This window comes from Fictibacillus nanhaiensis (genome assembly GCF_049537595.1).
Classification (GTDB): domain Bacteria; phylum Bacillota; class Bacilli; order Bacillales; family Fictibacillaceae; genus Fictibacillus; species Fictibacillus nanhaiensis_F.
The window spans coordinates 594,963-621,368 of the sequence record NZ_JBMULM010000002.1 but is presented as its reverse complement, the minus strand read 5'-3'; the positions used below and the strand labels follow the sequence as shown (position 1 = coordinate 621,368).

General features: G+C 38.8%; 25 protein-coding genes and 1 pseudogene. 10 read left to right on the top strand and 16 right to left on the bottom strand.

Translation table 11 applies throughout. The features are described 5' to 3' along the window. Positions 1–41: 41 nt before the first annotated feature. The 4 genes from ACOZ9X_RS14515 to ACOZ9X_RS14500 form a co-directional block, all read right to left on the bottom strand. The gene (locus ACOZ9X_RS14515) at positions 42–1,199 is read right to left on the bottom strand and encodes an acyl-CoA dehydrogenase family protein (RefSeq protein ID WP_423418800.1); all 1,158 of its coding nucleotides are present in this window, start codon (positions 1,197–1,199) and stop codon (positions 42–44) included. A 339-nt stretch (positions 1,200–1,538) separates the two neighbouring features. Further along, positions 1,539–1,787 (bottom strand): hypothetical protein, encoded by a 249-nt coding sequence (locus ACOZ9X_RS14510; RefSeq protein WP_423418799.1) that lies wholly within the window; start codon positions 1,785–1,787, stop codon positions 1,539–1,541. 51 nt (positions 1,788–1,838) lie between these two features. After that, positions 1,839–3,125 carry an MFS transporter gene (locus tag ACOZ9X_RS14505; protein WP_423418798.1) on the bottom strand — a complete coding sequence of 429 codons (1,287 nt, stop codon included), beginning with the start codon at positions 3,123–3,125 and terminating at the stop codon, positions 1,839–1,841. 174 nt (positions 3,126–3,299) lie between these two features. Continuing rightward, positions 3,300–6,782: a S8 family serine peptidase gene (locus tag ACOZ9X_RS14500; RefSeq protein WP_423418797.1), complete on the bottom strand. Its 3,483-nt coding sequence runs from the start codon at positions 6,780–6,782 to the stop codon at positions 3,300–3,302. Positions 6,783–7,093: 311 nt separating this feature from the next. On the opposite strand from ACOZ9X_RS14500, the gene ACOZ9X_RS14495 reads away from it, so the two are divergent. The 3 genes from ACOZ9X_RS14495 to ACOZ9X_RS14485 all read left to right on the top strand — a co-directional run bounded on the left by ACOZ9X_RS14495 (position 7,094) and on the right by ACOZ9X_RS14485 (position 10,370). After that, positions 7,094–8,335, top strand: coding sequence for a helix-turn-helix domain-containing protein (locus ACOZ9X_RS14495; RefSeq protein WP_423418796.1), 1,242 nt, complete (start codon positions 7,094–7,096; stop codon positions 8,333–8,335). A gap of 76 nt (positions 8,336–8,411) precedes the next feature. Continuing rightward, positions 8,412–9,593, top strand: a complete 1,182-nt coding sequence (locus tag ACOZ9X_RS14490) for a DHH family phosphoesterase (RefSeq protein WP_423418795.1) — start codon at positions 8,412–8,414, stop codon at positions 9,591–9,593. Positions 9,594–9,713: 120 nt separating this feature from the next. Continuing rightward, positions 9,714–10,370: a spore coat protein gene (locus ACOZ9X_RS14485; protein WP_423418794.1), complete on the top strand. Its 657-nt coding sequence runs from the start codon at positions 9,714–9,716 to the stop codon at positions 10,368–10,370. A gap of 58 nt (positions 10,371–10,428) precedes the next feature. Here the strand turns inward: ACOZ9X_RS14485 and ACOZ9X_RS14480 are convergent, their stop codons facing one another. From ACOZ9X_RS14480 to ACOZ9X_RS14470, 3 genes are all read right to left on the bottom strand, one after another. Continuing rightward, positions 10,429–11,031 (bottom strand): Ger(x)C family spore germination C-terminal domain-containing protein, encoded by a 603-nt coding sequence (locus ACOZ9X_RS14480; RefSeq protein ID WP_423418793.1) that lies wholly within the window; start codon positions 11,029–11,031, stop codon positions 10,429–10,431. Between the two features lie 9 nt (positions 11,032–11,040). After that, positions 11,041–11,733 carry a spore germination protein gene (locus ACOZ9X_RS14475; protein ID WP_423418792.1) on the bottom strand — a complete coding sequence of 231 codons (693 nt, stop codon included), beginning with the start codon at positions 11,731–11,733 and terminating at the stop codon, positions 11,041–11,043. Between the two features lie 105 nt (positions 11,734–11,838). After that, on the bottom strand, positions 11,839–12,285 hold the full coding sequence (locus ACOZ9X_RS14470) for a MarR family winged helix-turn-helix transcriptional regulator (RefSeq protein WP_423418791.1): 447 nt from the start codon (positions 12,283–12,285) through the stop codon (positions 11,839–11,841). Positions 12,286–12,445: 160 nt separating this feature from the next. Here ACOZ9X_RS14470 and ACOZ9X_RS14465 point away from each other — a divergent pair, with 160 nt between their 5' ends. From ACOZ9X_RS14465 to ACOZ9X_RS14450, 4 genes are all read left to right on the top strand, one after another. Next, entirely contained in the window at positions 12,446–12,868 is a 423-nt protein-coding gene (locus ACOZ9X_RS14465; RefSeq protein WP_423418790.1) for an organic hydroperoxide resistance protein, read from the top strand. Positions 12,869–13,098: 230 nt separating this feature from the next. Next, a complete protein-coding gene (locus tag ACOZ9X_RS14460; protein WP_423418789.1) occupies positions 13,099–14,475 on the top strand; it encodes a sigma-54 interaction domain-containing protein in 1,377 nt (458 codons plus the stop codon). Between the two features lie 90 nt (positions 14,476–14,565). Further along, positions 14,566–15,903: an aspartate aminotransferase family protein gene (locus ACOZ9X_RS14455; protein ID WP_423418961.1), complete on the top strand. Its 1,338-nt coding sequence runs from the start codon at positions 14,566–14,568 to the stop codon at positions 15,901–15,903. A gap of 41 nt (positions 15,904–15,944) precedes the next feature. Then, on the top strand, positions 15,945–17,387 hold the full coding sequence (locus ACOZ9X_RS14450; protein ID WP_423418788.1) for a sodium:solute symporter: 1,443 nt from the start codon (positions 15,945–15,947) through the stop codon (positions 17,385–17,387). A 74-nt stretch (positions 17,388–17,461) separates the two neighbouring features. Here the strand turns inward: ACOZ9X_RS14450 and ACOZ9X_RS14445 are convergent, their stop codons facing one another. The 3 genes from ACOZ9X_RS14445 to ACOZ9X_RS14435 all read right to left on the bottom strand — a co-directional run bounded on the left by ACOZ9X_RS14445 (position 17,462) and on the right by ACOZ9X_RS14435 (position 18,772). Then, positions 17,462–17,743, bottom strand: a complete 282-nt coding sequence (locus ACOZ9X_RS14445) for a hypothetical protein (RefSeq protein WP_416731074.1) — start codon at positions 17,741–17,743, stop codon at positions 17,462–17,464. A gap of 84 nt (positions 17,744–17,827) precedes the next feature. Continuing rightward, the gene (locus tag ACOZ9X_RS14440; protein ID WP_423418787.1) at positions 17,828–18,151 is read right to left on the bottom strand and encodes a hypothetical protein; all 324 of its coding nucleotides are present in this window, start codon (positions 18,149–18,151) and stop codon (positions 17,828–17,830) included. A gap of 126 nt (positions 18,152–18,277) precedes the next feature. Further along, complete coding sequence (locus ACOZ9X_RS14435) at positions 18,278–18,772, bottom strand: competence protein ComK (RefSeq protein WP_066392449.1); 495 nt, start codon at positions 18,770–18,772, stop codon at positions 18,278–18,280. 271 nt (positions 18,773–19,043) lie between these two features. Here ACOZ9X_RS14435 and ACOZ9X_RS14430 point away from each other — a divergent pair, with 271 nt between their 5' ends. Together ACOZ9X_RS14430 and cphA are read left to right on the top strand one after the other, a co-directional pair. Further along, positions 19,044–19,838 carry a cyanophycinase gene (locus ACOZ9X_RS14430; protein WP_423418786.1) on the top strand — a complete coding sequence of 265 codons (795 nt, stop codon included), beginning with the start codon at positions 19,044–19,046 and terminating at the stop codon, positions 19,836–19,838. Between the two features lie 15 nt (positions 19,839–19,853). Beyond that, positions 19,854–22,481 (top strand): cyanophycin synthetase, encoded by a 2,628-nt coding sequence (cphA, locus tag ACOZ9X_RS14425; protein ID WP_423418785.1) that lies wholly within the window; start codon positions 19,854–19,856, stop codon positions 22,479–22,481. A gap of 37 nt (positions 22,482–22,518) precedes the next feature. Here cphA and ACOZ9X_RS14420 read toward each other — a convergent pair whose 3' ends face one another. Further along, entirely contained in the window at positions 22,519–22,923 is a 405-nt protein-coding gene (locus ACOZ9X_RS14420) for a hypothetical protein (protein ID WP_423418784.1), read from the bottom strand. Between the two features lie 130 nt (positions 22,924–23,053). After that, complete coding sequence (locus ACOZ9X_RS14415) at positions 23,054–23,212, bottom strand: DUF3934 family protein (protein WP_082861310.1); 159 nt, start codon at positions 23,210–23,212, stop codon at positions 23,054–23,056. 378 nt (positions 23,213–23,590) lie between these two features. Between ACOZ9X_RS14415 and ACOZ9X_RS14410 the strand changes: the two genes are divergently transcribed. Next, positions 23,591–24,499: a nuclease-related domain-containing protein gene (locus ACOZ9X_RS14410; RefSeq protein WP_423418783.1), complete on the top strand. Its 909-nt coding sequence runs from the start codon at positions 23,591–23,593 to the stop codon at positions 24,497–24,499. Here ACOZ9X_RS14410 and ACOZ9X_RS14405 read toward each other — a convergent pair. The 4 genes and pseudogenes from ACOZ9X_RS14405 to ACOZ9X_RS14390 form a co-directional block, all read right to left on the bottom strand. Beyond that, positions 24,492–24,875 (bottom strand): hypothetical protein, encoded by a 384-nt coding sequence (locus ACOZ9X_RS14405; protein ID WP_423418782.1) that lies wholly within the window; start codon positions 24,873–24,875, stop codon positions 24,492–24,494. The genes ACOZ9X_RS14410 and ACOZ9X_RS14405 overlap by 8 nt on opposite strands. Further along, positions 24,875–25,440 (bottom strand): annotated as a pseudogene (locus ACOZ9X_RS14400) (GNAT family N-acetyltransferase). Before ACOZ9X_RS14400 ends, ACOZ9X_RS14405 begins: the two are co-directional and overlap by 1 nt. Before the next feature lie 86 nt (positions 25,441–25,526). Then, positions 25,527–25,682, bottom strand: coding sequence for a DUF1835 domain-containing protein (locus tag ACOZ9X_RS14395; protein ID WP_423418781.1), 156 nt, complete (start codon positions 25,680–25,682; stop codon positions 25,527–25,529). Positions 25,683–25,838: 156 nt separating this feature from the next. Continuing rightward, on the bottom strand, positions 25,839–26,324 hold the full coding sequence (locus ACOZ9X_RS14390) for a hypothetical protein (protein ID WP_423418780.1): 486 nt from the start codon (positions 26,322–26,324) through the stop codon (positions 25,839–25,841). Positions 26,325–26,406 lie beyond the last annotated feature (82 nt).

The window sequence follows — 26,406 nt, the reverse complement described above, 5'->3', positions numbered from 1 at the left end:
AAAAAGAGACACCAAATTCCTCATTTGGTGTCTCCTATCTACTATTCCAAAGCTCTTTTCGCTAGCGTGCTAATGACGATATCATCCATCGGCGGATTATGAAGCCCTGCTCGGACATCACGATAATGACGCTGCAATGGACTCGACAGGCTCAAGCTTCTTGCCCCAACGATTCGCATCGCGAGATCCACTACTTTTGCTGCTGCGTTTGTTGCTACATGTTTGACAGCCATTAGAGAGGGACCCATTTCCATTCTGGCTTCAGGTTCATTTACCCATCTTGCCGCAATTGTGTATAAAAGCTCTCTTGCCTTAAATAGTTCTAATTCCATTTCACCAATCTTGCGCTGCACTTCTGGTACGTCACCGATCGGTCCAGGCAGACTGTTCGGTTTGTATGTCTTTGCAAAGTGAACCGCTTCGTTGCGTGCGGCGACCGCTACCCCGATGTAACATGCCGGAATATGCAGCAGCCATGCTTTTGGCAGTTCACTTTTTCCACGATCTTCTTCCACTAGAGCTCTTTCGTCCACTTTTACATTCTTCAGCACAAGATCATCACTGCGTGTTCCCCTCATCGCAACGGTATCCCACGTTTCTTCCACCGATACACCCTCTGCGTTCATAGGAATTAAGTAGTTTCCTTTCTTGCCTGAATCCCCTACTTGAGCCGAAACAATGGCATAGTCAAGAGCAGGCGCCATGGACGTAAATGTTTTCGTGCCATTTATGATCCACTCGTTTCCTTCCTTCACCGCCTTCGTTTGAGGCATTCCACCTCGAGTTGGACTTCCAGTAGCAGGTTCTGTAGCTGCACGGTTCACAAGGGCTTGATCTCTAACGACTTTCTCACAAAGCATCCCCAACATTTCTGTATCCCAAGTTCGTTCTTCGGCAAGTTCTAAAAAACATCCAAGATGCCAGCCAAGACATAAAGCAGTAGCAGCATCGCCTGTTGCAATTCTTTCCTGCAGCAATACAAACTCATATAAACTTAAGCCCTCTCCCCCAAACTCTTTTGGAACAGTTAATGAGAGGTAACCAGCATTTTTTAATTCATCTACATTTTCAAAAGGAAAACGGCCTTCTTGGTCGTATGTGTCTGCTCGTTCAGCAAACTTTTTAGCGAGAGCATCAATTCTCTCAAACCACTCCCGCTGTTCATACGTTTTTATATAAGTCTCATATAAATAATTCACAAAACGACAATCCCTTCCTTACAAATCAGAACACTATGGATTTAAAGTATAGTTTATGCCTTTTATATAAAAAACGGCAAGATATTAGTCCCATAATTCCCCTTTAACATTTTCCTGACACATTCCTTTTTTATTGTTATAAGAAAAGTAATAAAGAAAGCACTTTTAAAAACTTGGAATAAAATAGTAAAACATTATTTACAAGAACACTTGTTCGTGTTATTCTAAAAACAGGTTAGATCGTCCAACAGCTAACCTCCCCACCATTGAGACCGGCCTACCCAGCCGGTCGGTTTTTTCAAAAAAAAGCTCTGCAAATTTTTATTTGCAAAGCTTTTCTTAAAACGATCTAAAATCCAGCCTCTGTCTTTTTGTCCAAAGCCATACACCTGTCGCGAGATGAATGACTATCACAACAAAAACAGCTCCATAACTTTCTGTAATCCAGCTAACGAACCATACAAGAGGCAATGCTAGAAATAAGTTTACTAGCATCAGTACCCACGATGTCCGGGCAATTGCCACGAAAAACAAAACAATCGGCAAAATTAGAAATATCCAGAATAATACACTTTGAAATACAGCCATGATTTCCCCTCCGCTTACCATTATATAAGGGGTCCGCTGCAATCTCCACCTTTAAACTGGAACTTCTTCGATTAATTCCTGATTAACGCTATCTTCCTTTTCTTCCACATCATATTTTGGCAATGTGAAAAGATAGAAAAATCCAACAAAGATAAGAGCTCCTCCAACAACCCAGAACAATGCTTCTACTGTTAAAAACTTTGGGAAGAACATAGCGATTAAACCAAGTGTTATCGTATGAGACAACATATTGATTGGTGTGATCCACCCTTGGACACGTCCCATCATTTTAGGATCAACAATCTTAGGCAGCCATCCACCGATACCTATGTTAATTAACGGGATGCTCAATCCAGCTAATGCTGAGAGGATAAAGAATATCCAAATATTTGAAGCAAACGCACATAATCCAAGTGCAAAACCACTCCCAAAAAGACCAATGACAATGGCATGTGAGAGTTTCATCTTTTTGGCCAGCATTGAACAAAGGACACTTCCAATCAGCACAGAAACGCCAAATACGACACCCATCCACATCATCATTTGTTCATAATTTTCCGGAGCAAGTTTATATTTCATGATGAAAGCTGGCATAACAGATAGACCGCCATTCACGACACCAAATAAGAAAAAACCAAAAATCAAGGAAAGAAGTAACTTAGATTGCTTTATATAAGAAAACCCTGCACCAAAATCCTTCCAAACCATCTTCACATTAATCTCTTTGAACGTATGATTCCCATTAGGCAGACGAACTTCTTCGTTCACTTTCATACTCATAATAAGTAAAGCTGAAATGATATATGTAATTAGGTCAAACGCAATTGCCCCTTGTATACCCACACTCCAATAAATAAAGATTGCCATCATATTTCCAAAAAGCATGAACACACTGCCTACCATCTGATTCAAACCTGCTGCAATCGCATATTCATCCTTTGAAAGAATACCTTGTACCATCGCCATATCGGCAGGAAAAAAGAACTTCCCTACAGCACTTCTTAAAAATAGAATGGCAAAGATTAAAGGCATCCAATCGAGCCAAATCGCTCCCATCAATGCTAGGCACAGTAGCGCGCAGATCCAATCACAATATAGTGCGATCTTCTGACGATCCATTCGGTCTGCCAACACCCCTACAATAAAGAAAACAGCTAGTGTTGGTAACGAATACATCAATTCAGCAAGCGTCGCATAAAAAGGCTGTTCCCCAAACTTATCTAATAAATAAAACATAAAAGCTGTAACACCAATAATACTTCCCATCATTGAAGTAAAACCGGCAAAAAACAATTTACTGAAGTTTTTGTTCTGAAATACTTTCAGAAAATCTTTCATGAAATAACCCCCATTATGTAAAACTGCACTCCCTTACCATTTTCTACCTAATTCCAACTTTTGTAAATATCTTTTAATTCGATTGGTCTCTTTAGGTTATTGTAGAAAAAGAAAAAGAACTTTATGGATGCTAACCACCCATAAAGCTCTTAATAAACTAAACTATCTTTTAAATTACCGTTTAACCGTAAATTTTCTCGGAACGGATTTTAAAGTCAAACCAGTCTCGTCTTTAACCGTAACCTTTACATAATAGTCTCCGTCTGGATATTCACTGTCGGGCACCCATGGCAGGTTATAGATAGAATGTTCATTGTAAATATCAGCTTCTTCAAGAGTAATTCCTTTCGAATCTGTAATCTCCAGATGCCAATCTAGACGTTTATATCCAAAAAGAGTCATTCGAAGAGGCTTTGATTCATTGACATTTCCCGCGTTATTAATCCCCAGATAGTTAATAAGCGGATCTGCATTTAGGTATTTCTCGTCACCTAGATACGAGACTCCAACATTTCTTGCATGATCAATAGCAGAAATAGTAACTAACTCCGGTTTTACTTTAGAAATGTACTCATTCGATGCTCCCTGGAGTCTTTGATACACGCCGTTAACCCAAAGCATGTTTCCTAGGTGACCAGTACTTGTTTCCTTTACATCCCATTTGATATGGTACTTACCATCTTGTAAATCTGAAACTTGAATGTTTTCTACTTTAGGAGCAACGGAATCTACTTTTATAGGAATCTTTGTAACTTGTGGTTCAGCGTCTTCATAATTTAGCATACTCGTATACACATAATAATATTGACCATCTGCAACCGTATTACCGTTATTATCTGTAGAATTCCAAGAGAATCCTTCCATGTTGTAATAGTAATCTCTATAACTCATAATGTTCTTTCTAAATCGGTATGGACTTCCATCCTCTGTAAACTCACTAAAGTTACCAAGATCTTTAATGATGTTGCCCTTTTCATCTTGAATGCTCAAAGATAACTCTTTTAAATTACGAAGAGCCGTAAATCCTGGATAAGCTCCAGAACTACTTGAACGTGGCGAAACTCCAATCTTTTCTTGATCAAACGTACCAGTCATTTCGTTGTAACCGAGTGGCAATGAATCAATATCGTTAAAAAGCACTGTGTAACCTAAGAACGCATCTCCTGTTACAGGACTTTCATCCACGTTCGCAATCTTATCCCAGTCACCGTAATACCCCATAAGTGGTACAGATAATGTTGTTAATTCTTTAACAGAACTGCCTTTAGGCACAAAGCGAACAAACCCTTCTATAAAGCGTCCTTCACTTAACTCTTTAGGCAGTGTAACAGAGAGCTTCACTTCTTCATCTCGGTGTGGTTTATACGTGTATGGTTCTGTTGGATCATACGTCTTCCCATTAATCTTAATGACAGCACCTTTTACCGGAACAGAGTGCAGTGTTAAGTACTCTCTTTCAGCACCGGCATGTGTCTGTTTAGTTGTTTCATCCGTAATGAGATCGACCTGAATCTCATATTGATGCTGCGGCTTTACTAAATTTTGCTTTAAAGGTTTAACATTTAATGTGAAATCAAAGTTTCGTCCCACTTCTTTGAGAGCAACAGATGCTGCTTGTTCTAAAGGAACCCCAGCACGTTCCAGTAAATATGGGGTTTTCAGGGCTTGTTCAATCTTCATCATTCCAGACCCTTGTCTTCTTGGAGAATATAGTACGTTGTTATGCTTCGGGTTCGTCAATGATTCAGTTGTATTCATCAAAGCATTCTTTGCTTTTAACACCGTTTCCATTTCTTTTGGAAGTCCAAGTTCTTGATAGTAATGCTGTAGAAGTAATGCTCCTCCACCTGCAACATGCGGACTTGCCATGGATGTGCCGCTCATCGTTTCATACTGATTATTTATCACAGTAGAGAAAATTTTTCCTCCTGGTGCCGTAATCTCTGGTTTAAAGCTAAGATCTGTCGGTGAACCGAATGATGAAAATGAAGACATGGGCTCAGTAGCTGTATTTTGAACTTTCAATACCTCATCCGTCAGCTGAACCGTCACTTTTTCCCCTGACTTTAATCGTTCTACTACCTGATTTCCGTTTACTTGATCCGTTGTTACTGCCGGAATGAAGTAAGGGCTGAAAAATAAACTTGAATATGCAGGAACTTGTGGTGGCGGCACAACCATAGCGGCTACTGCTCCTTTTCCACCTGCTCCAGTTTGAATATGAGTGAACGTTGAATAGTTTTGCAATGGCTGCGCGACTGCAATCTTTCCTTGAAGATCAAGGTTCTTGAAATCTGCAGAGCTTCCTTCACCTACAAATACTAACTCATACTGTTTCGCTGGATCTAGCGTTCCGATCAATTTTTTAATACCTGGCTGAATTTGATAGCCGAATAAGCTGCCATCATTCAAACGTAAGCCATCTACTGTCATCAAGTCGTTTTCAGAGGAAGCCACTTGAAGAGCATGAGGAGTTACACCCGGGTCTCCTACTAAACCGATATCAGGATTTTTCGCTAACGGCAGCTGAGATTTTGCTAGCAAATTATTCTTTGTGCTGTATGCTGCATTCCCTGCTGCTGCAACAACCAAAACACCTTGTTCTGTTGCATATTGAATAGCACGCTGAACCGGATCATTTGGATCAACGTTCCCTGCCTCTGAGCCTAAGCTTAAGTTTATTACGTCAGCTCCCATTTCTACAGCATGGTAGATGCCTGATGCGATATCATCATCGTAGGCACCTCCGCCTTTATCGGAAAATACCTTTTCTGCTAAAAGCTGAACATCAGGAGCTACACCCACAGCTTTTTTCTGTGTCTCTTCATATGCCCCTACAATTCCGGCAACATGTGTTCCGTGTGAATTCTTTGTTGGGATAACGTTCGTATCCTTGTCTGCCCAATCGTATCCAGTTGGCACTTTATCCGTATACCACAATTCGTTAATTTCTGTTTGATTAAAGTCATCTTGAAGATTTTGCTGAGTTAGTTTTGCCGCCTCTTTCCCTTTTTCAGAAAGCTGCATCGCTTCATGTCGATGATCGATGCCTGAGTCAACGATCGCTACAACCATGCCTTCTCCGCGTGTGTTATATTTTGTCCACGTATTCATCGCTTCAACAAGCTCTTGGCTGTTTACAACAGTATGTTCATATTGCTTAGCTACCCGAACATCTTTTACTCCATGAAGTTGGGCCCATTTTTGCGCTTCTTCAAGCGTTGTTTCTACGCTAAATCCATAAAATCCTTTTGAATAGCTGTGTCTTACTTTTGTTGTAGAACTTTTCTTTTCTGTAATGGCCTTTTTTACCTTCTCCACTTGAGCTTGAGGCAGTGATTTTGCTTGCTTGTCCACTTCAACTTCTACAACGATTCTTACTTTTTCATTCGGATTGAAAGAAGGCTTTTGTAAGCCGTAAAGCGGATCGTTGTTTTGCTCTATAGTTTTTCCGAAGTTTCTAAGCTTTTCTAGTGTATCTGACATCGGAAGCTGCTTTGTATCTTGTTTTGAAAACTGAAAATCTGCGCTGACAGATGAACCAAACGTACTTAATGCAATAACACCCGCTAGAAATGACGGTAATACCTTTCTCTTCATATCCCTCATCCACTCACCCTCTAATTCTTTTAAATTCGAACTATTCATACTTTTCATCTTAGAGAGTCCCTATGAGGATGTAAATTGGGGTTATTTAAATGGAAATAAAGAAGAAAACGACTGTCTTTTTTACTATGCTTACGTTGACAACTCAATAGACATAGTACTTTCAAACTAAAAAGAAGGAACATAAAAGATAATATGTAAAATACTTTAAATCAAATTCCCCCAAATCACACTTTTCCTCTGGTTTTTATCAAGTTTTTTATACGAAAGAGAAAGGACATCCTACCACTTGCAATCATCTATTTTAGAATAGAAAATCGTGCTACTATTGGAAAAACAACCTACAAACGGAGTGAAGATACATGAAGGAAGGTTTAATCATTAAATTGTATCGCGAAAGGGCTGGTTTAACTCAAACACAGCTTGGAGAAGGAATTTGCTCAGTCACTCATATTAGCAAGATCGAAAGAGGCATTACTCAATATTCCTCTGAAATAATATCATTGATCTGCAAAAGGTTAAATATTGATCTGAACCAAGAATTGGAACAATATGAGCTTTTGGAAAAAAAGCTTAACGAATGGTTAGAGGTCATGGTAAAGCAGCAACTAGGAGAATTAGACACACTAAAAGAAGAGATTGAGAACAATGCGTATATTTATCTCTCAGAGGTACAAAACTCGTATCGTATCCTGCTGGCCCGGTATTATTTTTTTAAAGGAAACTTGCAAAAAGGAAAAGAGATATTAGATAGCTGTTTGCAACAGCTAGGGCTGCTTGATCGTTATGATAAACATTTACTCGAGCATACGTTGGGCATCTATTACATAAGCCTTGGGAATATAAAGGAAGCAATCAAACATCTTACCAACATAAATCCGATTGAATATAACAATCATGAATTTTACTATCACCTCGCCTCTGCCTATCATATGATCCAAGCTAAAGTAAAAGCATATCATTATGGCAACTTAGCTCTTTCCTATTTCAGAACGACTAATAATTTCAAACGCATGCTTGATACCGAGACTCTCATGCTGATTCAGATGGGATACAACGACATCGATCATTTTGAGGATACGGTAGAACGTTATCACGCATTAATAAAAAGCTGTAAAACGTATCAAGAAGATGTGAAGGTTGTTAATCTATGGCATAACTTAGGTGTGGATTTTGCTGCAAAGAATCTTTTTGAAGAAGCAAGAGATGCTTATGAGAAAGCATTAGAAGGATGCTATACGCTTTCTCTCCCCCACATTGAATTAGGCGCTAGACGAGGATTTGTGCATTGTTCCATTCACGTCGGTCATACGGAACAAACGGTGCTGGAAAAACATATTCAGTTAGGCCGTAATCTAGCAAAAAATATGAAAAACGATACATATTTACATGTTTTCCATTTGCTCGAAATCATGCTGATGCATTCTCAATCAGAAACCTATTATCAATATTTAGAAACGACTTTCCTTCCTCACTTACGAGAAAAAGGACAGGAATCTTTATTGATGATCTATGAAAAAGAAATCTTTCACTATTATCGGAGATCTTCTCAATATGAAAAAGCAGCCGAACTTGCTAATAAATATATGAGTGCTTCTCTATAGGAAAATTTTTTAAAGGTTGAACTTTATGCTTTATGACGATACTCTAGACAGAGAGCATAATAGAGAGGATACTGACATGATTCATTTATTTTCACACAATGATTTAGACGGAAAATCGTGCGGCTATTTAGCACAATTAGCTTTTGGAGACAACTGTAAAATTTCGTATTGTTCACACGGAACGATTAACGACCGTGTAGAGATGCTACTCGATAATCCGAAGGAAAGAAAAACAGAAATTATCATTACAGATATTGCGGTCAACGAAGAATTAATGATGAGACTTGATGAACGCTCGAATGCTGGCGGAAAAGTGAAGCTGATCGATCACCATGCAACAGCCCTTCATTTCAATGGCTTTGACTGGGGGCATGTTCAAGTTCGTTATGAGGATGACCGTTTAACATGTGCCACTTCCCTTTTCTACGAATATTTGATCGAGAACAATAAGCTTAAACCAACTGGTGCACTCGATGAATATGTAGAGCTTGTCCGTTTATATGATACGTGGGAATGGTTTGATAAGAAGGTTGAAGCTAAGCGTTTGAACGACTTATTCTTTATCTTACCTCCTGATAAATTTGAAGACCAGATCATGGATCGTTTAAAGGGTGATTCTTTTAAGTTCTCAGAAACAGAAACAACGATTCTCGATCTTGAAGAGGAAAATATTGCAGATTACATTAAAAAGAAACAGCGTCAGATGGTCGAGATCTGGGATACATGGTCTTTAGGTGAAGGATCTGAAGAGAAAACGTATAAAATTGGTATTATTCATGCTGAACGTTATCACTCTGAGCTTGGGAACGAGATTAATCGTGAGAATCCTCATTTAGACTTGATCGTGATTTTAAATATCGCAAACAAACGAATCGGTCTTCGTACCATTCATGATGAAGTGGATTGCTCCATCTATGCGAAACAGTATGGTGGCGGTGGACACCCTAAAGCTTCAGGTGGAAACATGACTTCTGAAGCGTTTGAAAAGTTTGTTGTTGCAGCATTCCATGAACAGCCTAGACGAATCGATTCACCGAAGAACGAAAATAACGTGAAGGAAAATCCTGATGGCAGCTTGTATGTAAACAATCACCGTGAAGTATCGAAGGTCTACTCTGAAGATAACCAAAAATGGCTGATCACACATAAGACACATCCGGTTGATGAAACATTTGCAAGCTATCAAGAGGCTGAAAATTACGTCAAGCGCCACTTTGAAGGCTGGCTCATGCGTGATGATGAGATAAACCATAATTAAAAGAAAACGTGGCTCACTTCGTTTGAACTTAACGAGGTGAGCTTTTTCTCATTTTTAGCACATGATTGTTAAGAAAATAGGTATCCTAATGACGTATTACTATTTAGGAGGAAATTTAAAATGCCTAATCCAAATCAAAACCAAAATCAAATGCCAAACAAAGCTCAAATGCCACCAAACATGATGGCTAAACAAGGTATGAATAAGAATCATGGAGGCCACGAACTGTTTGATGCACATGAAGTGATCGCTGGTATCATCAGTATGCTCGATCAATATCAAATGCATGACCAGCATATAAAAGATCCAGTTTTAAAAGACATCAACCATCGTCAATCTGCCTTTGTCACGCAGTTGTACAATACCATTGTGTCTTGCTTCAGTACAGGACAAGATCCAAAAATACCAACTCAGTCGTACATGATGAATCAAAACAACGATGCTGTTTATGGCATTAAACCCGGAAAGCCGAAAAAACCGAATCAATCTGTAAACGACCTTTCTGATCAAGGGCTATCTGCATACATGCTAGGAAACACGAAATCTTTAGCTACCCTACTAGCTATGACGGCGCTAGAGATGACAAATCCGATTTTACGCCGAGTGATTGCCGACAGTGTTCCAAATTTTATAGAGATGAGCTATGAAATATTCCTTTATCAAAATAAGCATGGATACTACCAGGTTCCTCAGTTAAACGACCAGGATATGTCTGCCATGCTTCAAAGTTATGCACCGGCACCACAAACAAACAACTCAGGAAACATGCCTCATTAGTCAAGGTATACGTATTAACTAAACCATAAAAAAAGGACTGTCTACAGCAGTCCTTTTTTTATTCAGAAATTCCTGTATTCACGATGGTTAAGTCAACATGGGCATTCACTTTTGTATCTGGATATTGTTCCTTCCATTTTTTTAAATCGAAGTCTCGATTATGCGCTTCGTATTTTGCTCCTAAACCTAGAGGATCAACATCGTTTTCTTGAAAGAACTTTATCATTTCTGTTGCTTCTTTTTCGATGATGGTTTTTATTTTCTTTTGGATTTCCAGTGTATTTGCTTTTCCGGTATTTGATTTATGACCTGTGTATTCCTGAATTCTGGCATCCACCTTTATTTTAATTTCAAATAGAGGGACACCATCATGCATCTCAACGTCATAACGAGGCGAATTGATAACAACATAGCTATTTTTATCGACCTTATATTGATGTGTGCCCATTCTAGAACTTTCGGTGAGCATTTTTAATGTAAATACATCTTCTAAAGGCAATGTTGTTTTTAATCGATCATCTTTAAAAAGGCCCATCCCGGTTATTTTAATTTTGCCGTTTTCTTTTCTTAAAACAGGTAAGTACGGATCGTTTCCTTCATCGTAATATTTATAAGAAAAAAATGGCGAGATCCGTTGTTGGCAGCTCTCCCCTTTTTGCATTTTGACTGATCATATCCGAAAGATAGAGAGCGATGTTTTCTTTTCATATTTTTTTATGGAGAGCAGCTTAGATGCTTCCCCTTCTACGATTGCCAATTGAATCAAGCTCCCGATCTCTGGAGATCGGGAAAAAGTATCAAGCAGCGGAAAAAGACTTTCCTCTGCAAGTTTTTCACCGATCACTGCAATACGAACCTGGCCGTTCACTAATCGATATTGCACTTCATTTTGCGACAGATCAATTTCTTCAACAAACGCCGCCTGCGGACCAAGTGCGGTCGCTTCCATGGTGGGTAAAGAGATATCTCTGAATTTATTATTTGCAACGCTGACCAGCAGACACTCTGTATCCTTCTCAGAAAGTCGAATGGCCGCAAAACCTTGTAATAGCTTTTCCTTAATTAATTTTGAGTTTGATGATTGTACGATTTGCTGAACAGGGATGTCATTTTTCACTTCTTCTAAAGAGTGATGTTCTGACAAATATGGAACCACGTCTCGGTGCAATGTTTCTGATAGGATCAGCGTTCTAAAATAAGAGATCCAAAACGGCTTTGTTGGATCAGAAGATGTATAGTCATTAACGAAATCATTTGAGATTGAAAGTTCCTCGATCCAATGGGTCGTTTCAGCGTTAGGATCGGAATGACCTTGATTCCTGTTATTCTCCTTACCTGTTTTCTCTCTCTGTTTTTTAAACATGCTTATATCTCTATATGAGTTTTTCTTTAGTGTTCTTTTGTAACGCGTAATGTATTCATTTTTTATACTAGAAAAGCGCTTAGACAAATGTCTAAGCGCTTCATCTTATTCTTGATCCGATTGATTTTGAAGCATGTCTAACATGGATGTGAGAGTCTCGTTCAAAAGGGTTAACTCTCCTTTGTTCATTGATATGTTTTCAATAAGCTGATTGGGTATGCACTCTGCTTTTTCTTTTAATTTCTCCCCTTTTTCTGTTAGCGAGATAATGACGATTCGTTCATCTTGTACGGACCGCTTTCTTTTCACAAGTCCATTTAACTCCATCCGTTTTAACATGGGGGTAAGCGTGCCTGAATCTAGAAATAAACGCTGCCCTAATTCTTTTACGGAGAGTGAATTTTTTTCCCATAAAAGTAGCAAAACTAAATATTGTGGATACGTAACGTTTAGTTCTCGGAGAAGATTTCGATACAGTTTTGTGATTTCACGTTCTGCTGTATAGATCTTAAAGCAAATCTGATTCTCGAGTTTTAATCCTTCAGTATTCATAACCATTTCCTTTCTCGTGTACCTTCTTTACCTATTATACCACAATTTAGTTTTACACAATTAAATCGTTTGACATCTATTTAAGGGTACGTTATGCTAATAACGAACCACTTAGGTTGCACGCAATTTAATTTTACAAAACAAATAAGGAGTGTTGAAAATGGATTCTCTATACACAGCAAAAGCAACAGCAGAAGGCGGAAGAGCCGGTAAAGTTACAAGTGATGATGGTGTCTTGAACCATGAGTTGGCTATGCCTAAAGCATTAGGCGGATCAGGGAACGAAAACGCAACAAACCCTGAACAGCTCTTTGCAGCAGGATACGCAGCATGTTTTGATTCAGCACTTAACCTTGTGGCCCGTCAAGCTAAAAAGCGCATCCAATCTAAGGTAACAGCTGAAGTATCCATCGGAAAAGATACAGACGGTGGGTTCAAACTAGCTGTCGTACTCAACGTCGGGGTTAACGGTGTTACTCAAGAAGAAGCGGAAGAATTAGTCAAAACAGCACACGGTGTATGTCCGTATTCTAAAGCTACAAGCGGAAACATTGATGTGGAACTGAAAACCGAATTATTTTAATTTCCTCTAAGGACCAGTTGCATGGTCCTTTTTTTATCGTTTTTTAGAAGTCCGTTATCAACCTCAATTTTTCTGTGATTATCCCCCAGTTTCCCGTCATAAAAGCAGTAACTCATTATTTATATCCAAAAGCCAGTATCCAACCTCTCCTTTCTCATTGTATAATTATTCAAAGATAAATAATTATTCAGAATTGAATAAATCATTTCACTAGAAAAGGACTGATCGAAATGCATACGACTAACGACTGGAACGAAAATGAGCAAATCCTTCATTCTTTAAAAGATGACATTTTAGTAACGAACGTTGACGGTATTATCTTAAAAGTTAGTGAAGTAACAGGAAAGATTTACGGAGTTGACTCTGACAGTCTCATCGGAAAATCTGTTTATGATCTAGAAGCCCAAGGTTTGTTTACCCCGATCCTAACGCCTATGGTCGTAAAAGAAAATAAAAAAATTACCTTTGTCCAGACGACAAACAAAGGAAAGAAATTGCTCGTTACTGGGATCCCTGTTTATAACGAACATGGAGAGTTATATCGGGTTGTCAGCTACTCACACGACATTACAGAACTCGCAGAGTACAAAGATTTTTTGATTACGATGGAAGAAGAAATGCATCGCGTCAAAACAGAGCTCGACCTTTTAAGAAGCAAACAGCTTCATGATGCTGGGATCATCGCAAACAGTGAAGATATGAAGAAAGTGGTCTCTACAGCCATTCAATTATCAGAAGTAGATGTAAATGCCTTAATACTTGGTGAATCTGGCGTTGGTAAATCATTGTTAGCTAGGTTTATACATAATAAAAGTTATCGTGCGAAAGGTCCGTTCATTGAGGTGAACTGCGGAGCTATCCCGGATTCACTCTTTGAAGCAGAATTGTTCGGCTATGAACCAGGTGCTTTTACAGGAGCTCATCAAAAAGGGAAAGTAGGTCTTATCGAACTTTCGAACGGAGGCACACTCTTTTTAGACGAGATTGGGGAACTCCCTCTCTCTCATCAAGTAAAAGTCTTAAAAGTCATCCAAGAAAAGCAGTTCTATCGCGTTGGGGGAACAAAGCCGATTCAAGCTGATTTCCGTCTCATTTCAGCGACCAATAAAGATCTTAAAAAAGCCATACAAGAAAAACAGTTTCGTGAAGATCTTTATTTCCGATTAAACGTCGTACCGGTGACCATTCCTCCACTTCGGTCCAGGACGGAAGACATCGTACCGCTCATACATATGCTACTTGAACAATTTGAGAAAAAATACAACAGAAGCAAAAAGTTGGATGAGGCCGTGATCCATCATCTTCTTCATTACGAATGGCGTGGCAATGTACGTGAACTCATCAACATCATGGAGAGGTTAGTCGTTCTCTCCCCTTCTACCCTCATTACGGTAGAACAGCTTCCCGATCATGTAAAAGAAGAGATGTCTCCTTCCTCTACTTCCCTAGACGAAGCTCGAACGTTGAAAGAAGTGATGGATGAAACGGAGCGGCAAGTGTTATTAAATGCTCGAAAAAAATACAAAACGACTATTCGTATGGCAGAAGCACTTGGTACGAGTCAGCCTTCAATCGTAAGAAAAATGAAAAAATATCAGATTATTTAGTTTTTTGGCATGATCCTTGCATGGATATTCCATATAGAAATTATTTATACAACATGAGAATGGAATATCTAGGAGGTAATACACGTGTCAATGAACAACTGGAGCAACCTTGTAACCGAGATGCCTAATCTTTTAGCGCCAAGTATGGCAAAAGATCATCCGAATCTACCCGTCGTAAAAGCAGAGGGCTGCTACTATTATGGATTGGATGGAAATCAATATCTTGATTTCACTTCTGGTATCGCAACGGCAAATACCGGCCATCGTCATCCAAAAGTGGTACAAGCGATCAAAGATGCAGCAGATCACCTCATGCATGGACCATCTGGAGTCATCATGTATGAGTCAATTCTAAAGCTGTCAAAGGAACTAGCTCATGTTCTACCAGGTAATTTGGATTGTTTCTTCTTCGCCAACAGCGGAACCGAAGCCATTGAAGGTGCATTGAAACTTGCAAAGCATGTCACAAAAAGACCCTATGTGATTTCTTTTACCGGATGCTTTCATGGTCGATCACTAGGTGCGTTGAGCGTGACAACATCCAAAAGCAAATACCGCAAGTTTCTTCAACCGAACGGTCTTGCCTATCAAGTTCCCTATGCAGATGAAAAGAGCGCACCGAGTGGAGTAGATTCAGAAACGTACGTCATCGAGAAGCTTGAGAAAGATTTTGAAACACTGTTCAACCATCAAGTTACACCTGAAGAAGTCGCCTGTATGATTGTAGAACCTGTTCTAGGTGAAGGAGGCTATATCGTTCCACCGAGTGGCTGGCTGAAGAAAATCAGAGAAGTTTGTGACAGACATGGCATCTTGCTGATTTTCGATGAAGTTCAGACGGGATTCGGAAGAACAGGTGAATGGTTCGCTGCTCAAACGTTTGGAGTTACGCCAGACATCATGGCTATCGCAAAAGGTATTGCGTCAGGATTGCCACTAAGCGCAACAGTTGCTTCTAAAGAACTCATGCAGCAATGGCCCCTCGGCAGTCACGGAACAACATTTGGTGGAAATCCGATTGCTTGTGAAGCGGCGCTCGCTACAATTGAAGTCTTAACTAAAGAAAAACTCATCGAGAACTCAAAAAACATGGGGAATTATGCATATGCAAAATTGAAAGAACTTCAAGAGCGGACTCCATTGATCGGGAGCATTCGTGCAGTAGGACTAATGATTGGTATTGAAATCATTGATCCTTTTACATGTAAACCAGACGGTCAAGCACTCATGAATATTCTAGACAAGTGCTTAGAAAAAGGCGTTCTTTTTTATCTTTGTGGCAATCATGGTGAAGTCATCAGAATGATTCCTCCTCTAACGATCAATCAAGAACAGATCGATCAAGGTCTTGCTGTCCTTGAAGAGTCACTTACAGAATATATGGCTGAGGTTCATGCTCAACTATCGGAGAATTACCAAAACGCGTAAAGCTTAGTTAAAGGATTACACTAAAAAGGAGGTTTTTTATTATGCAAACTTTTGATACAGTTATTATTCTTTTGTATTTTGCCGTATTGATCGGTGCAGGAATTATTGGTTCTACTAAAGCAAAGACTTCTGAAGATTTTACATTAGCAGGACGCAACCTTGGCATGTTTATGTATCTTGGTTGTTTGTCTGCCGTTATTTTAGGTGGAGCTGCGACGATTGGAACGACAAAGTTAGGATATCAGTTCGGGATCTCTGGCATCTGGTTTGTATCAATGATTGGTTTAGGTATTATTCTTTTAGGTACTATATTTATTAAAAAGATCGATTCATTAAAAGTTACAACGATCAGTGAACTTTTAGGAAAACGGTACAAATCTGAAACACGTCTTTTAAGTGCCATCGTGGCTTCTATATATACTTTAATGATCGCAGTTACCCAAGTGATCGGGATGGGAACAATCATTAATGTGCTCTTAGGCTGGAGCTTAACGACTTCCATGTTAGTTGGAGGAGGTATCGTCCTCTTCTATACAATCCTAGGTGGAATGTGGAGTGTTACAGTCACGGATATTATTCAATTTATCGTAATGACGGTTGGTATCTTCTTCATTATGGTTCCTATGAGTCTTTCAAAGGTAGATGGTCTAGGAAATCTATTAACAAGACTTCCTGAATCTCACTTAGATTTCACAGGCATCGGTTATCAGCAGATCTTCCAATACTTTTTGTTGTTTGCGCTCGGTATGGTGGTATCACAAGACATCTGGCAACGTGTCTTCACAGCAAAATCTAGTAAGATAGCTAGAAATGGATCGATTTTTGCAGGAGTTTATAGTTTTGCATACGCGATTGCTGGAAGCATCATAGGTATGTGCGCATTCATAGTGCTGCCTTCATTGGATAACCCGCAGAATACATTTGCTGAGATGGCCCTTACCATTTTACCAACTGGTATCTTAGGGCTTGTACTAGCAAGTGTGTGTTCTGCACTTATGTCAACGGCATCAGGATCGTTACTTGCGTCCTCTACTCTAATTACGAACGACATTTTAAAACAATATTTCTTGAAATCTCCTACCGACAAACAAATGATTAAAGCATCAAGACTTACAACACTTGTTATCGGTTTAATCGCTATTACTTTTTCCATATGGATTCAAGATGTACTCGTTGCACTGGATGTAGCTTATGCGATTCTATCTGGAGCGATCTTCATTCCGCTCGTTATGACGTTCTTTTGGAAACGAGCGACTCCTAATTCAGGATTCTATGCCATTTTAATTTCTACAGTTGTTGTACTTGCAGGGTTATTTATCGAAGGACTTACAGCAACAAATCCTATTCTTTATGGAATGTCAGCTGGATTGGTTAGTATAATAGGAATCTCCTTATTCACTGCACCAATCTCTACTGAATTTGATACTCCATTTGATGAAGATGTTGTAATTGAAGAAGTAGAAGAAGGAAGAAAACAAGCTTAAATAAAGAAAAGCCTCTCCCAAAGGAGAGGCTTTTCTCATTATTATTCTACAACTTCAATAGCAAACGCATAAACTTATTTTCCACCGATCCCAAACGATAATAACAGAAGACCGAATATAGAAATCAAAGCCATGAACAAGATAAAAAACAGTCCGAAAAACTTAGCTTTTCCAGCTTCTTTCTTCACAATAGCTATAACGCTAAAGATGACACCGATAAAATATAGCATGATTCCACTAAAAAGAAAGATAGCAACCTGTTGAGCTACATCATCTCGAACGATGAAAGGCCAGCCAGCAAGTAGAATTCCTGCTAAACAAAACCATAAAGATAAACGACCAAAACGAAGGTTCAATGTATGGACACACTCCTGTTTAAATTCTTCAAAAGAAGTTCAATATCCATTGTTGCCATTTTTCTTTCAAAAATCAACTATCTACTAAATAAAATAATCTTTGTAATAAACTAATATGGAGATGAAAGAAACGAGGGTATAAATAACAGCTGTATAATAAGGATAACTCGGTTTGAACGTTGCTTTTTCTTCTTCAATCTTGATTCCTGTCATAGCTTGTGCCTGCATACGAACCATATTTGATGAAAGTCCACCTTTTGAAGTGAAAAATCGAATAGTGAGAGCAAAAATCAAACCAACAAATAATGAAGTGTCAATAAACGCTACTCCTAATAGATTCGCTGCCACATAGTTAACGCCTAATAATAAGAATACAGTAACGATACAGCTTATTAAGTGCTTCATCATATCTCCTCCTCTGATAGCTATACGAACAATAAGGAAGAAAGTTCCATATTTATATAAAAAAATGAATCAAAACACGCCCGTGCAAGTTTGCATCGGGCGTGTTCGTATTACTATTATTCTACTTTTTCAATATCTCATCATTCGTTCATTTACTCGTTCGCTAAGGATATATCTGTATTGTGCAGTTCGGAACAATTTCGCCTCTAATGCATATTTAGATTGGGGTAAGATTAAATTAGCAGTATTCTTAAAGTGTACACTGCACGTGTCAGAATCTATGGAATCAATTCGTTGAACATGCGATTGGGATAACCAGATACACGTTTCATTCTTAGGAGATTCAACAGGAAAAAAGAAAATGCCTAGTTCGAGGTTAATCATGATCGGGGATAAACTTACATAGCCCATTGAGCGACGAACTGCTTCACGCCTGCCTTCATAGCTAGAGCCAAAAAACAAACAGCTCTCGTTAATAATTTTAATGGGGCTGAGTGCAACTCTTTCGTTTTTTTCACTTTCTAAAATTTCAGTTTGAACCTCTCCATATTCGTTATAAAACGGTAAGAGTGCCATTGTGCTCGTGTTAATTTCGTAGGATCGAAGAAGTAATGTTTTTTCCATTTATACATCCTCCCTTTAAATTGTTAAATGACCCTTAACTCCTCCCCTTTGAAAAATAGAAAGTAAAATACTCCCAATAGGTAAATTATACTAATTGTTTTGACAAGAATCTATATAATTTTACAAAAATTTTAACTATTTAAATAAACAGTAAAATAATTCCTCAAATAGGTTTGAATTCTAGCGAATCGTGGAATACATAACAGGGCGAAATGGACGATGATTTCGACCTGTTTTTCCTACTACTTAATGAATAAGAGGCTGATGAAAGATGGCAAAAGGTGATCTGCTGATCATTGGTGGCAATGAGGACAAGAGCGAAAAGAAAATAATCTTATCCAGATTCTCTGCACTATGTAAAAATCGTCAAGGTCCGATAGGGATCCTGACAACAGCATCCGGCTATCCGGAAGAAGTAGGCAGTGAATATTATCAACTGTTTCAAACCTTACATGGTACTAAGCCACTGCTTTTCCATTTAGATTCCCGTGAAAAAGCGGAAGACCCTGAATTACCCGAACAGCTTTCTTCTCTGTCTGGTCTTTTCATGACAGGGGGCGACCAATTAAGACTAACAAGTATTTTAGGTGGAACATCCTTTTATAAACACCTCTTTCGAGAATGGCAAGAAGGTTTAATCATCGGTGGAACGAGTGCCGGTGCTGCTGTTATGAGCAGATTGATGATTATCTCATCAAAGCTGTTTGAAAAAGAAGATGTTTCAATACTTGAGTTAGGTTCAGGCTTTGGATTTTTAGAAGACGTAATTATTGATCAGCACTTTTCCCAGCGTGACCGGTTTAGTCGTCTCATGCGTGCTATCGCGTTAAATCCTCAGATCATTGGCATCGGTATCGATGAAAACACCGCAATCTGGGTTCATAACGACGGCAAGCAGTTTGAGGTGATCGGTGAATACAACGTGAGCATATTTGATGGCAAAACATCGACGTATGTAGATATTGCTGAGAATAAAGGAAATATGACGATTTCCGATATCCGTTTCCATACACTTGGAGCGGGTGCTGTATTTGACTTATACAAACGAGAATTAATCATCACTTAAGGAGAGAACGTCTTAATGAAAATCAACCGCGTCAATTACTTAACGGGACCGAACCTTTACAGCTTTAAACCTACTATATGGATTGAGCTTGATATAGAAGAATTTGAGGAAAAACCCTCTAACACTTTACCAGGGTTTGTAGATACATTGTTAAAAGTCATTCCTTCCCTTCACACACATACTTGTTCCAGGGGTTATGCAGGCGGATTCGTAGAACGCCTTCATGAAGGAACATGGATCGGACATATTTTAGAGCATATTGCACTTGAGATCCAACATCTTGCTGGGATCTCAGTCAAACGTGGTAAAACGATCACAAGTGAACGAAAAGGAATTTACTTTGTAACGTATGATTATACGGAACCAAAATCAGGATATTACGCATTTGAAGCAGCTCTCGAAATTGTAACCGCTATCTTAGATGGGAAACAAATTAGTGCTGATTCTTACATCACCCATACCTCTGACCTGTATCATCTACATAAACTAGGTCCGAGTACGGAAGCTATCTATGAAGCTGCACGAAAACGAAAGATTCCAGTAGAACGTATCGGAACAAACAGCTACTTAAGAATTGGAACGGGTAAAAAGCAAAAATCCGTCCAAGCGACTATCTCCTCCCAAACGTCTTATTTGGCAGTAGAAAATTCTTGTGATAAAGATATGACTAAAACATTAGTAAGAGGCGCTGGCCTCCCTGTCCCTAAAGGTGATGTTGTTTCCAATGAATATGAGCTGCTTCAGTCAGCTGAGAATATTGGTTACCCACTTGTCATTAAACCACTTAACGGCAGACAGGGACAGAACATCATAACAAATATTCAAAATGACACAGACTTGATTGCTGCTTTCCGCTGTGTGTTCAGCGAAGGTACTTCATATATTCTAGAACGATATTATGCAGGGAATGATTACCGTTTTTTCGTCGTAAATAATGAGTTAGTTGCAGCAAGTCTTCGTCTTCCGCCATTTATAATTGGTGACGGCTATAAGACGATAGCTGAACTTATTGATGAAGAAAACTTAGATCCATTACGTGGTGATGGTCATGAAAAAGCGATGAGCAAGATTCCTTTAGATGAACGTACGGTCGTTCATCTTGAGAAAAGTGGATATTCACTTCAATCCGTATTAAACAAAGGAGAATCTTTAGAAGTATTAGGTAACGCAAACCTGTCTACAGGCGGTTCGGCAATCGATGTGACAGATGATGTTCACCCTGATTATCGTAACATGGCTATTGAAGCGGCATCTGCTGTTGGTCTTGATATTGCAGGAATTGATATTCTATCGCCGGATGTCACGGTTCCTTTTGTTGAAGGTGAAGCTGCCATTCTTGAAGTGAATGCAGCTCCTGGCATCCGTATGCATCTTCATCCATCACAAGGGGAAAAGAGAGATGCAGGTGGAGCCATCGTTGACTATCTGTTTGCTTCTCGTGAGGAAGCTGCGGTTCCCGTTGTTGCGGTAACAGGCACAAACGGCAAAACGACGACCACACGTCTTGTTTCACACCTTTTACAGAAAGAAAACATAACGGTTGGATATACTTGTTCTGATGGTGTTTGGGTGGGTGATCAGCAACTGGACGCAGGAGATTGTAGCGGACCAAGAAGTGCGCGCAAAGTTCTGGCTCATCCTTCTGTAGATGTCGCGGTGTTAGAGACTGCTCGCGGTGGAATGTTGCGTGAAGGCCTTGCGTTTCGCTATTGTGACGTTGGAATCGTAACCAACGTTAGTGAAGATCATCTTGGGTTGAATGGCGTAGAAACTTTAGAAGATTTAAAAAAACTGAAGCAGACGGTTGCTGAAGTTGTTCTACCTGAAGGTACATGTGTATTGAACGCTGACGATTCACGATGTGTGGATATGGCGAATCATACGAATGGCGAAGTAATCTTTTTCTCCCTATCGGTAATGAATCCAGTGATTCAAGATCAGTTAAAGCAAGGATTAAAAGTTTGGTATCTAGAAGATGACTGGGTTGTATTCAACGAGAACGGTAAAGCAGAAAGATTCCTTCCTGTATCACACATTCCGATTACGATTAATGGTGCTGCCCGCCATAATATCGCGAATGTCCTTGGCGCTCTTGCAGCAGCTCATTCATTAGGAAGACCTTTGTCAGAATTAAGAAGTAAAGTGATCACTTTTCTTTCAACGGAAAACCAAAACCGAGGTCGCTTCAACGTTTTAAACATTCATGATCGTACGATCGTAGTGGACTATGCGCATAACCCCGCTGGTTTGAAGGCACTTTTTGAAACAGTAGATCATCTGAAGAGTGGCCGCGTGATAACGGTTGGTTCAGCAGCTGGTGACAGACAAGATAACACGATTCAAGAGATGGGCCGAATCTTTGGAACTCACTCTGATATTTTTATCATTAAAGAAGATATCAATCTAAGGGGACGGATTCCTGGTGAAACGGTTCATCACCTTTATATGGGTGTAAAAGAAGCTGAAGGCATTACATCCGTTTCTGTATATCCTAAGGAAGCCGAAGCCTTAATCCAAGCTTGGGAATGCTCCGAGCCTGGTGATACACTCGTCTTCCTCTATGACGAATACACGTCTATTCAAGGTATCCTGCAGAAAATTAAAAATTCAAAAGCTGTAGGCGTACTTCAGAAAGCAGAATAAGAAAAGCAGTTCCCTTTTGGGAGCTGCTTTTTACCTTTTATGCTTTAAGTGTTTTAACAACAATCGCTTGTGAAGCACTCTTAATCAAGCACCCTTCCAAATCACCTTCACTTAATAAACCTAGCATGATGGCAGACTTTACTTTCTCTTCATCCGGTTTTGGTACATGAAGAATGAGATCTGTCATATTTAATTCAGTAAGGCGACTCACTGTCTTTTCTTCGTGAAGCTTTTCGGATCTTCGGATCTGCCTCTGCAGCTTGAAGTTGTTTACTGTAACTTCACCTTTCTCGTTTTGACCGACTAAGTGATCAAAATAAATATGAAAGACTTTTTTTAGTTCGTCTAATTCTTTCTCTAGCTCTTTTTTCTTCTCATTAAGCTTGTTGTATTTTATGATCAAGTCTTCTGAAATGGTGTAATTCGTATTTTGTGTAGCCAAAGCTCGTCCCTCCCATTTACCAATGAATAGTTCATCTTATGGTAGATTTGAGTGATTTATTCCAAAATAAAAACCACCTAACTTTAGTAGTCAGCTGGCTCATTCACAGCATTTTGCTGTTTTAATTTTATTAATTATTTTCTGTTCCACTTTCGTTTTCTGGTTTATTCTTACCTTTACTCACATAAGGCTTCGGACCTTTTTTCTTACTGCTGGATTTCCAACGGTTCCATCCCTTTTTCCCTGTTCCTTGACCAACGCCGCTTTTCTTGCCTTTTGCTTTACTCATTCTTATCACTCCATGACCGTTCTTGTGCTTATTTTAAGCAGTAATTTGAATTATACTACATTACCGGCGGCGAGGGTAGTTCCCTTAGGAAAGGGGGAAAGAAGCTGGATTATAAAATTATGTGATGGATGCCATTTTTTATGTGATAATCTCCACTTTTTATGTGATGAATGCCTATTTTTATGTGATTTCCCTAAGAAATTATTTGATTATTGATATTTTGAGCTTCGGTTATTTAGAAAATGCTTTTTTGCAGCACCAGATCATGCATCCTATACTTCCTATATTAAGTCCATAAGTTTAAGGGAGGTCTTTTCTATAAAAAAGCAACCGCTTACCCCCTACGTCATTCAAAAACTCGGTGCAGTCAGTAACAGATTGCAAAGCAGTCATCCAGAACGTTCAAAATTGGAAGGAAATCTGGCAAAATATATTGCTGGCCATAATGGTGAAAAGTCCCTACAGTATTTTTATCGGTATCTACCAAAACAAGAGGCGAATATTATCCAAAACATTCTAATCAAGCACATGGAATTCTTCTTTCAGATTGATACACTTATAATAACTTCGAAATTTCTAATTTTGTTAGAGATAAAAAACTATACAGGAGACTTGTTCTTTGATGATAAATATGGACAACTCATTCGGACCTCTAGTAAAGGAAGAGAAATATTCGAAGACCCTATTCAACAAGCAAAAAGACAATCTTTCCATTTAACTCAGGTGCTAGAACAGCACAAAATCCCCAAGATCCCCATTGAAACATTAGTTGTTATCACTAACCCACGAACTTTTGTAGATAGTTCAGAGTCATATAAAAATGCATTAAAGTTAGTAATTAAAAGCCCGATGTTACTTAGTAAGTATGAAGAATTCAATGCTCAATATAAAAAGGATGTGCTCTTTATGAAAGAAAGGAAAAAGATCAAAAGATTATTGATGAAGTTAAACGAACCATATAATCCCGATATCCTAAGCTATTTTGGAATTGATAAAAGTGAGTTGATAACAGGGGTGCTTTGCTCCAAATGTAACACTCAAATGAATCGGATAAACGCTAACTGGGAGTGTGCAGCCTGTTTTCACACCTCTAAAACTGCACATATTGGAGCACTGAGGGATTACGCTCTTATCATATCAACGGATATAACAAATAAAGAATGTAAAGATTTTTTACATTTATCAACAAGTATGCAAGCATACTACCTGCTCAACTCACTAAGCCTTCCATACACTGGAACATCCCGCAGGACTAGAACCTATCACCTAGACTCCCTCATCACTTAATCTGCTTCTTCAACTTTTCAGCATCTTCCCTACTAAGCTTCCCATACTTATGTTCATTTAAATCCACGATTTCCGCAACCCTATCATCATGAAACCAAATTTTATATTCTTCCAATCTCTCAGGCATGTTCGGATCATACAGATAGAAAAGAGTTAACGTCAAATCTTCTTTTCTCGCCATCTCCACTTTTGCATTTTCCCAATTCACTCTTTCTAATTGTGCACCAATCGATTTCACTTGATTCTCGTCTGTTATTATTCCATCATCATCCGTTCGCATCTCACTTAGTTGATAATCAACACGGATCAGCTTTTCATCCTCGTTGCAGCCAGCTAAACTCATCATTAGTAAGAGCACGAGCATCCATTTTTTCATCAATCAGCAGGGTTGATAATCGCCATTTGTTGATGGTCTTCCCACTTTCCATTAATCTTTACATTTTTACGAGCGAGTCCTTCTTTCTCAAAACCAGCTTTCTCTAACACTCGAATAGAACCAACGTTGTGCGGCATCACACCCGCTTCTACTCGATGAAGTTTAATCTCATCAAATGCGTATTTTACGATCAAACGTACAGCTTCTGTCGTATAGCCTTTTCCATTGTGCTTTTCATCTAAGAAGTAACCGACAAAGGCACTTTGAATGATCCGCGCATCACTGCAAACAAATTGATTGTTCCGATCAAAATCTCTTCATCTTTTGTAAAAATACCAAAATAGTAATCTAAATCTTGCTTCGCATTCTCTACTAACATTTGAATTCGTTTTTGCTGATTTTCAAGTGAGTAAAAATCATCGCTGCGTTCCATAGCAAACTGACTAAAGAACTCCCGGTTCTCTAATTGAAGGTTCACCATATCCTCTGCATCCTCAACGGTCAATAATCTAATATAAATATTGTCTCCTATTAATTTAACATTTGTTTCCACACTTTGATTCATCATAAATTCTCTCCGTTTCTTATGTAAGATCTTTTTAGGGAAGCTTCACTCTTAATTTCCTTATATTCCCTAATGCACATTCATATTCAAGTTTTACTTGCTCCGCCCGTTTCCAGTTCATGAATAGGTCCGATCGCAAAAGTATCAGGAAATCCAATTACATGTTCCTGGCGTTTTTCCTTACTTAGCATCCATTTCATTGCACCAGCCGTAGTTTCTCCAAACACTATATGAACGGTCATCAGAACAGCCCCTTAACTTAACTTAACTTAACCTTACCTTATAATCCATCAAGACCATCCTACACATTCTCTAGTCTACCTGTAATACCCTTTTTATTCCCAACATTTATTACAGAATTAAAAAAGAGCTGAGTATGTTCAGCTCCTCTAACCCAATTATTTTAAATCTGTTTCTTCTAATGTAAAGTTGTTGTCTTCCGCAAACTTCTCTAATTCACTCTGACTTTTTTCGCTCATTTTTTCTGCTTCCTCAAGCATTGAATACGACTTTTCATCTAATTCTACATCTTGTTCTTCTATTGCAGTTAAACTTAATTTCATTGCTTCTGCTCTAGTCTTTATATTTTTCACAAAAAGATCTTGTGATTTCTTTAAATCGTCTAATTCATTCAAGCTTATTCCTTCAGCTTCTTTTGCCAATGCTTCATAATCGGCAATTGTGGTCTCTAGTTCTTCTTTCGCAGTAGGGTCTTGTAACATTTTTTCAAAGTCAGTTTCCACTTGTTTAGATAATTCCATATCTTTTTTTATAAGTTTATTACGATCATCCAAATACGTATTAAAATCGTCTTCGATCAACATGTTACAACCGCCTAAAACCATTACACTTAGCGCTACTACCATCACCAATAACTTTTTCATTTTCTTTTCACCTCATGGATAATTTTGGAGTCTATTTCTTGATACCCTTTATCCAGGAGTTATTAAACCAAAGTTTTACATT

Coding starts and splice junctions, on each gene's coding strand:
- ACOZ9X_RS14510 (WP_423418799.1), bottom strand. CDS start 1,787: ATGGCTGTATTTCAAAGTGTATTATTCTGGATATTTCTAATTTTGCCG.
- ACOZ9X_RS14505 (WP_423418798.1), bottom strand. CDS start 3,125: ATGAAAGATTTTCTGAAAGTATTTCAGAACAAAAACTTCAGTAAATTG.
- ACOZ9X_RS14500 (WP_423418797.1), bottom strand. CDS start 6,782: ATGAAAAGTATGAATAGTTCGAATTTAAAAGAATTAGAGGGTGAGTGG.
- ACOZ9X_RS14495 (WP_423418796.1), top strand. CDS start 7,094: ATGAAGGAAGGTTTAATCATTAAATTGTATCGCGAAAGGGCTGGTTTA.
- ACOZ9X_RS14490 (WP_423418795.1), top strand. CDS start 8,412: ATGATTCATTTATTTTCACACAATGATTTAGACGGAAAATCGTGCGGC.
- ACOZ9X_RS14485 (WP_423418794.1), top strand. CDS start 9,714: ATGCCTAATCCAAATCAAAACCAAAATCAAATGCCAAACAAAGCTCAA.
- ACOZ9X_RS14480 (WP_423418793.1), bottom strand. CDS start 11,031: ATGCAAAAAGGGGAGAGCTGCCAACAACGGATCTCGCCATTTTTTTCT.
- ACOZ9X_RS14475 (WP_423418792.1), bottom strand. CDS start 11,733: ATGTTTAAAAAACAGAGAGAGAAAACAGGTAAGGAGAATAACAGGAAT.
- ACOZ9X_RS14470 (WP_423418791.1), bottom strand. CDS start 12,285: ATGAATACTGAAGGATTAAAACTCGAGAATCAGATTTGCTTTAAGATC.
- ACOZ9X_RS14465 (WP_423418790.1), top strand. CDS start 12,446: ATGGATTCTCTATACACAGCAAAAGCAACAGCAGAAGGCGGAAGAGCC.
- ACOZ9X_RS14460 (WP_423418789.1), top strand. CDS start 13,099: ATGCATACGACTAACGACTGGAACGAAAATGAGCAAATCCTTCATTCT.
- ACOZ9X_RS14455 (WP_423418961.1), top strand. CDS start 14,566: ATGAACAACTGGAGCAACCTTGTAACCGAGATGCCTAATCTTTTAGCG.
- ACOZ9X_RS14450 (WP_423418788.1), top strand. CDS start 15,945: ATGCAAACTTTTGATACAGTTATTATTCTTTTGTATTTTGCCGTATTG.
- ACOZ9X_RS14440 (WP_423418787.1), bottom strand. CDS start 18,151: ATGATGAAGCACTTAATAAGCTGTATCGTTACTGTATTCTTATTATTA.
- ACOZ9X_RS14435 (WP_066392449.1), bottom strand. CDS start 18,772: ATGGAAAAAACATTACTTCTTCGATCCTACGAAATTAACACGAGCACA.
- ACOZ9X_RS14430 (WP_423418786.1), top strand. CDS start 19,044: ATGGCAAAAGGTGATCTGCTGATCATTGGTGGCAATGAGGACAAGAGC.
- cphA (WP_423418785.1), top strand. CDS start 19,854: ATGAAAATCAACCGCGTCAATTACTTAACGGGACCGAACCTTTACAGC.
- ACOZ9X_RS14415 (WP_082861310.1), bottom strand. CDS start 23,212: ATGAGTAAAGCAAAAGGCAAGAAAAGCGGCGTTGGTCAAGGAACAGGG.
- ACOZ9X_RS14405 (WP_423418782.1), bottom strand. CDS start 24,875: ATGAAAAAATGGATGCTCGTGCTCTTACTAATGATGAGTTTAGCTGGC.
- ACOZ9X_RS14395 (WP_423418781.1), bottom strand. CDS start 25,682: ATGACCGTTCATATAGTGTTTGGAGAAACTACGGCTGGTGCAATGAAA.
- ACOZ9X_RS14390 (WP_423418780.1), bottom strand. CDS start 26,324: ATGAAAAAGTTATTGGTGATGGTAGTAGCGCTAAGTGTAATGGTTTTA.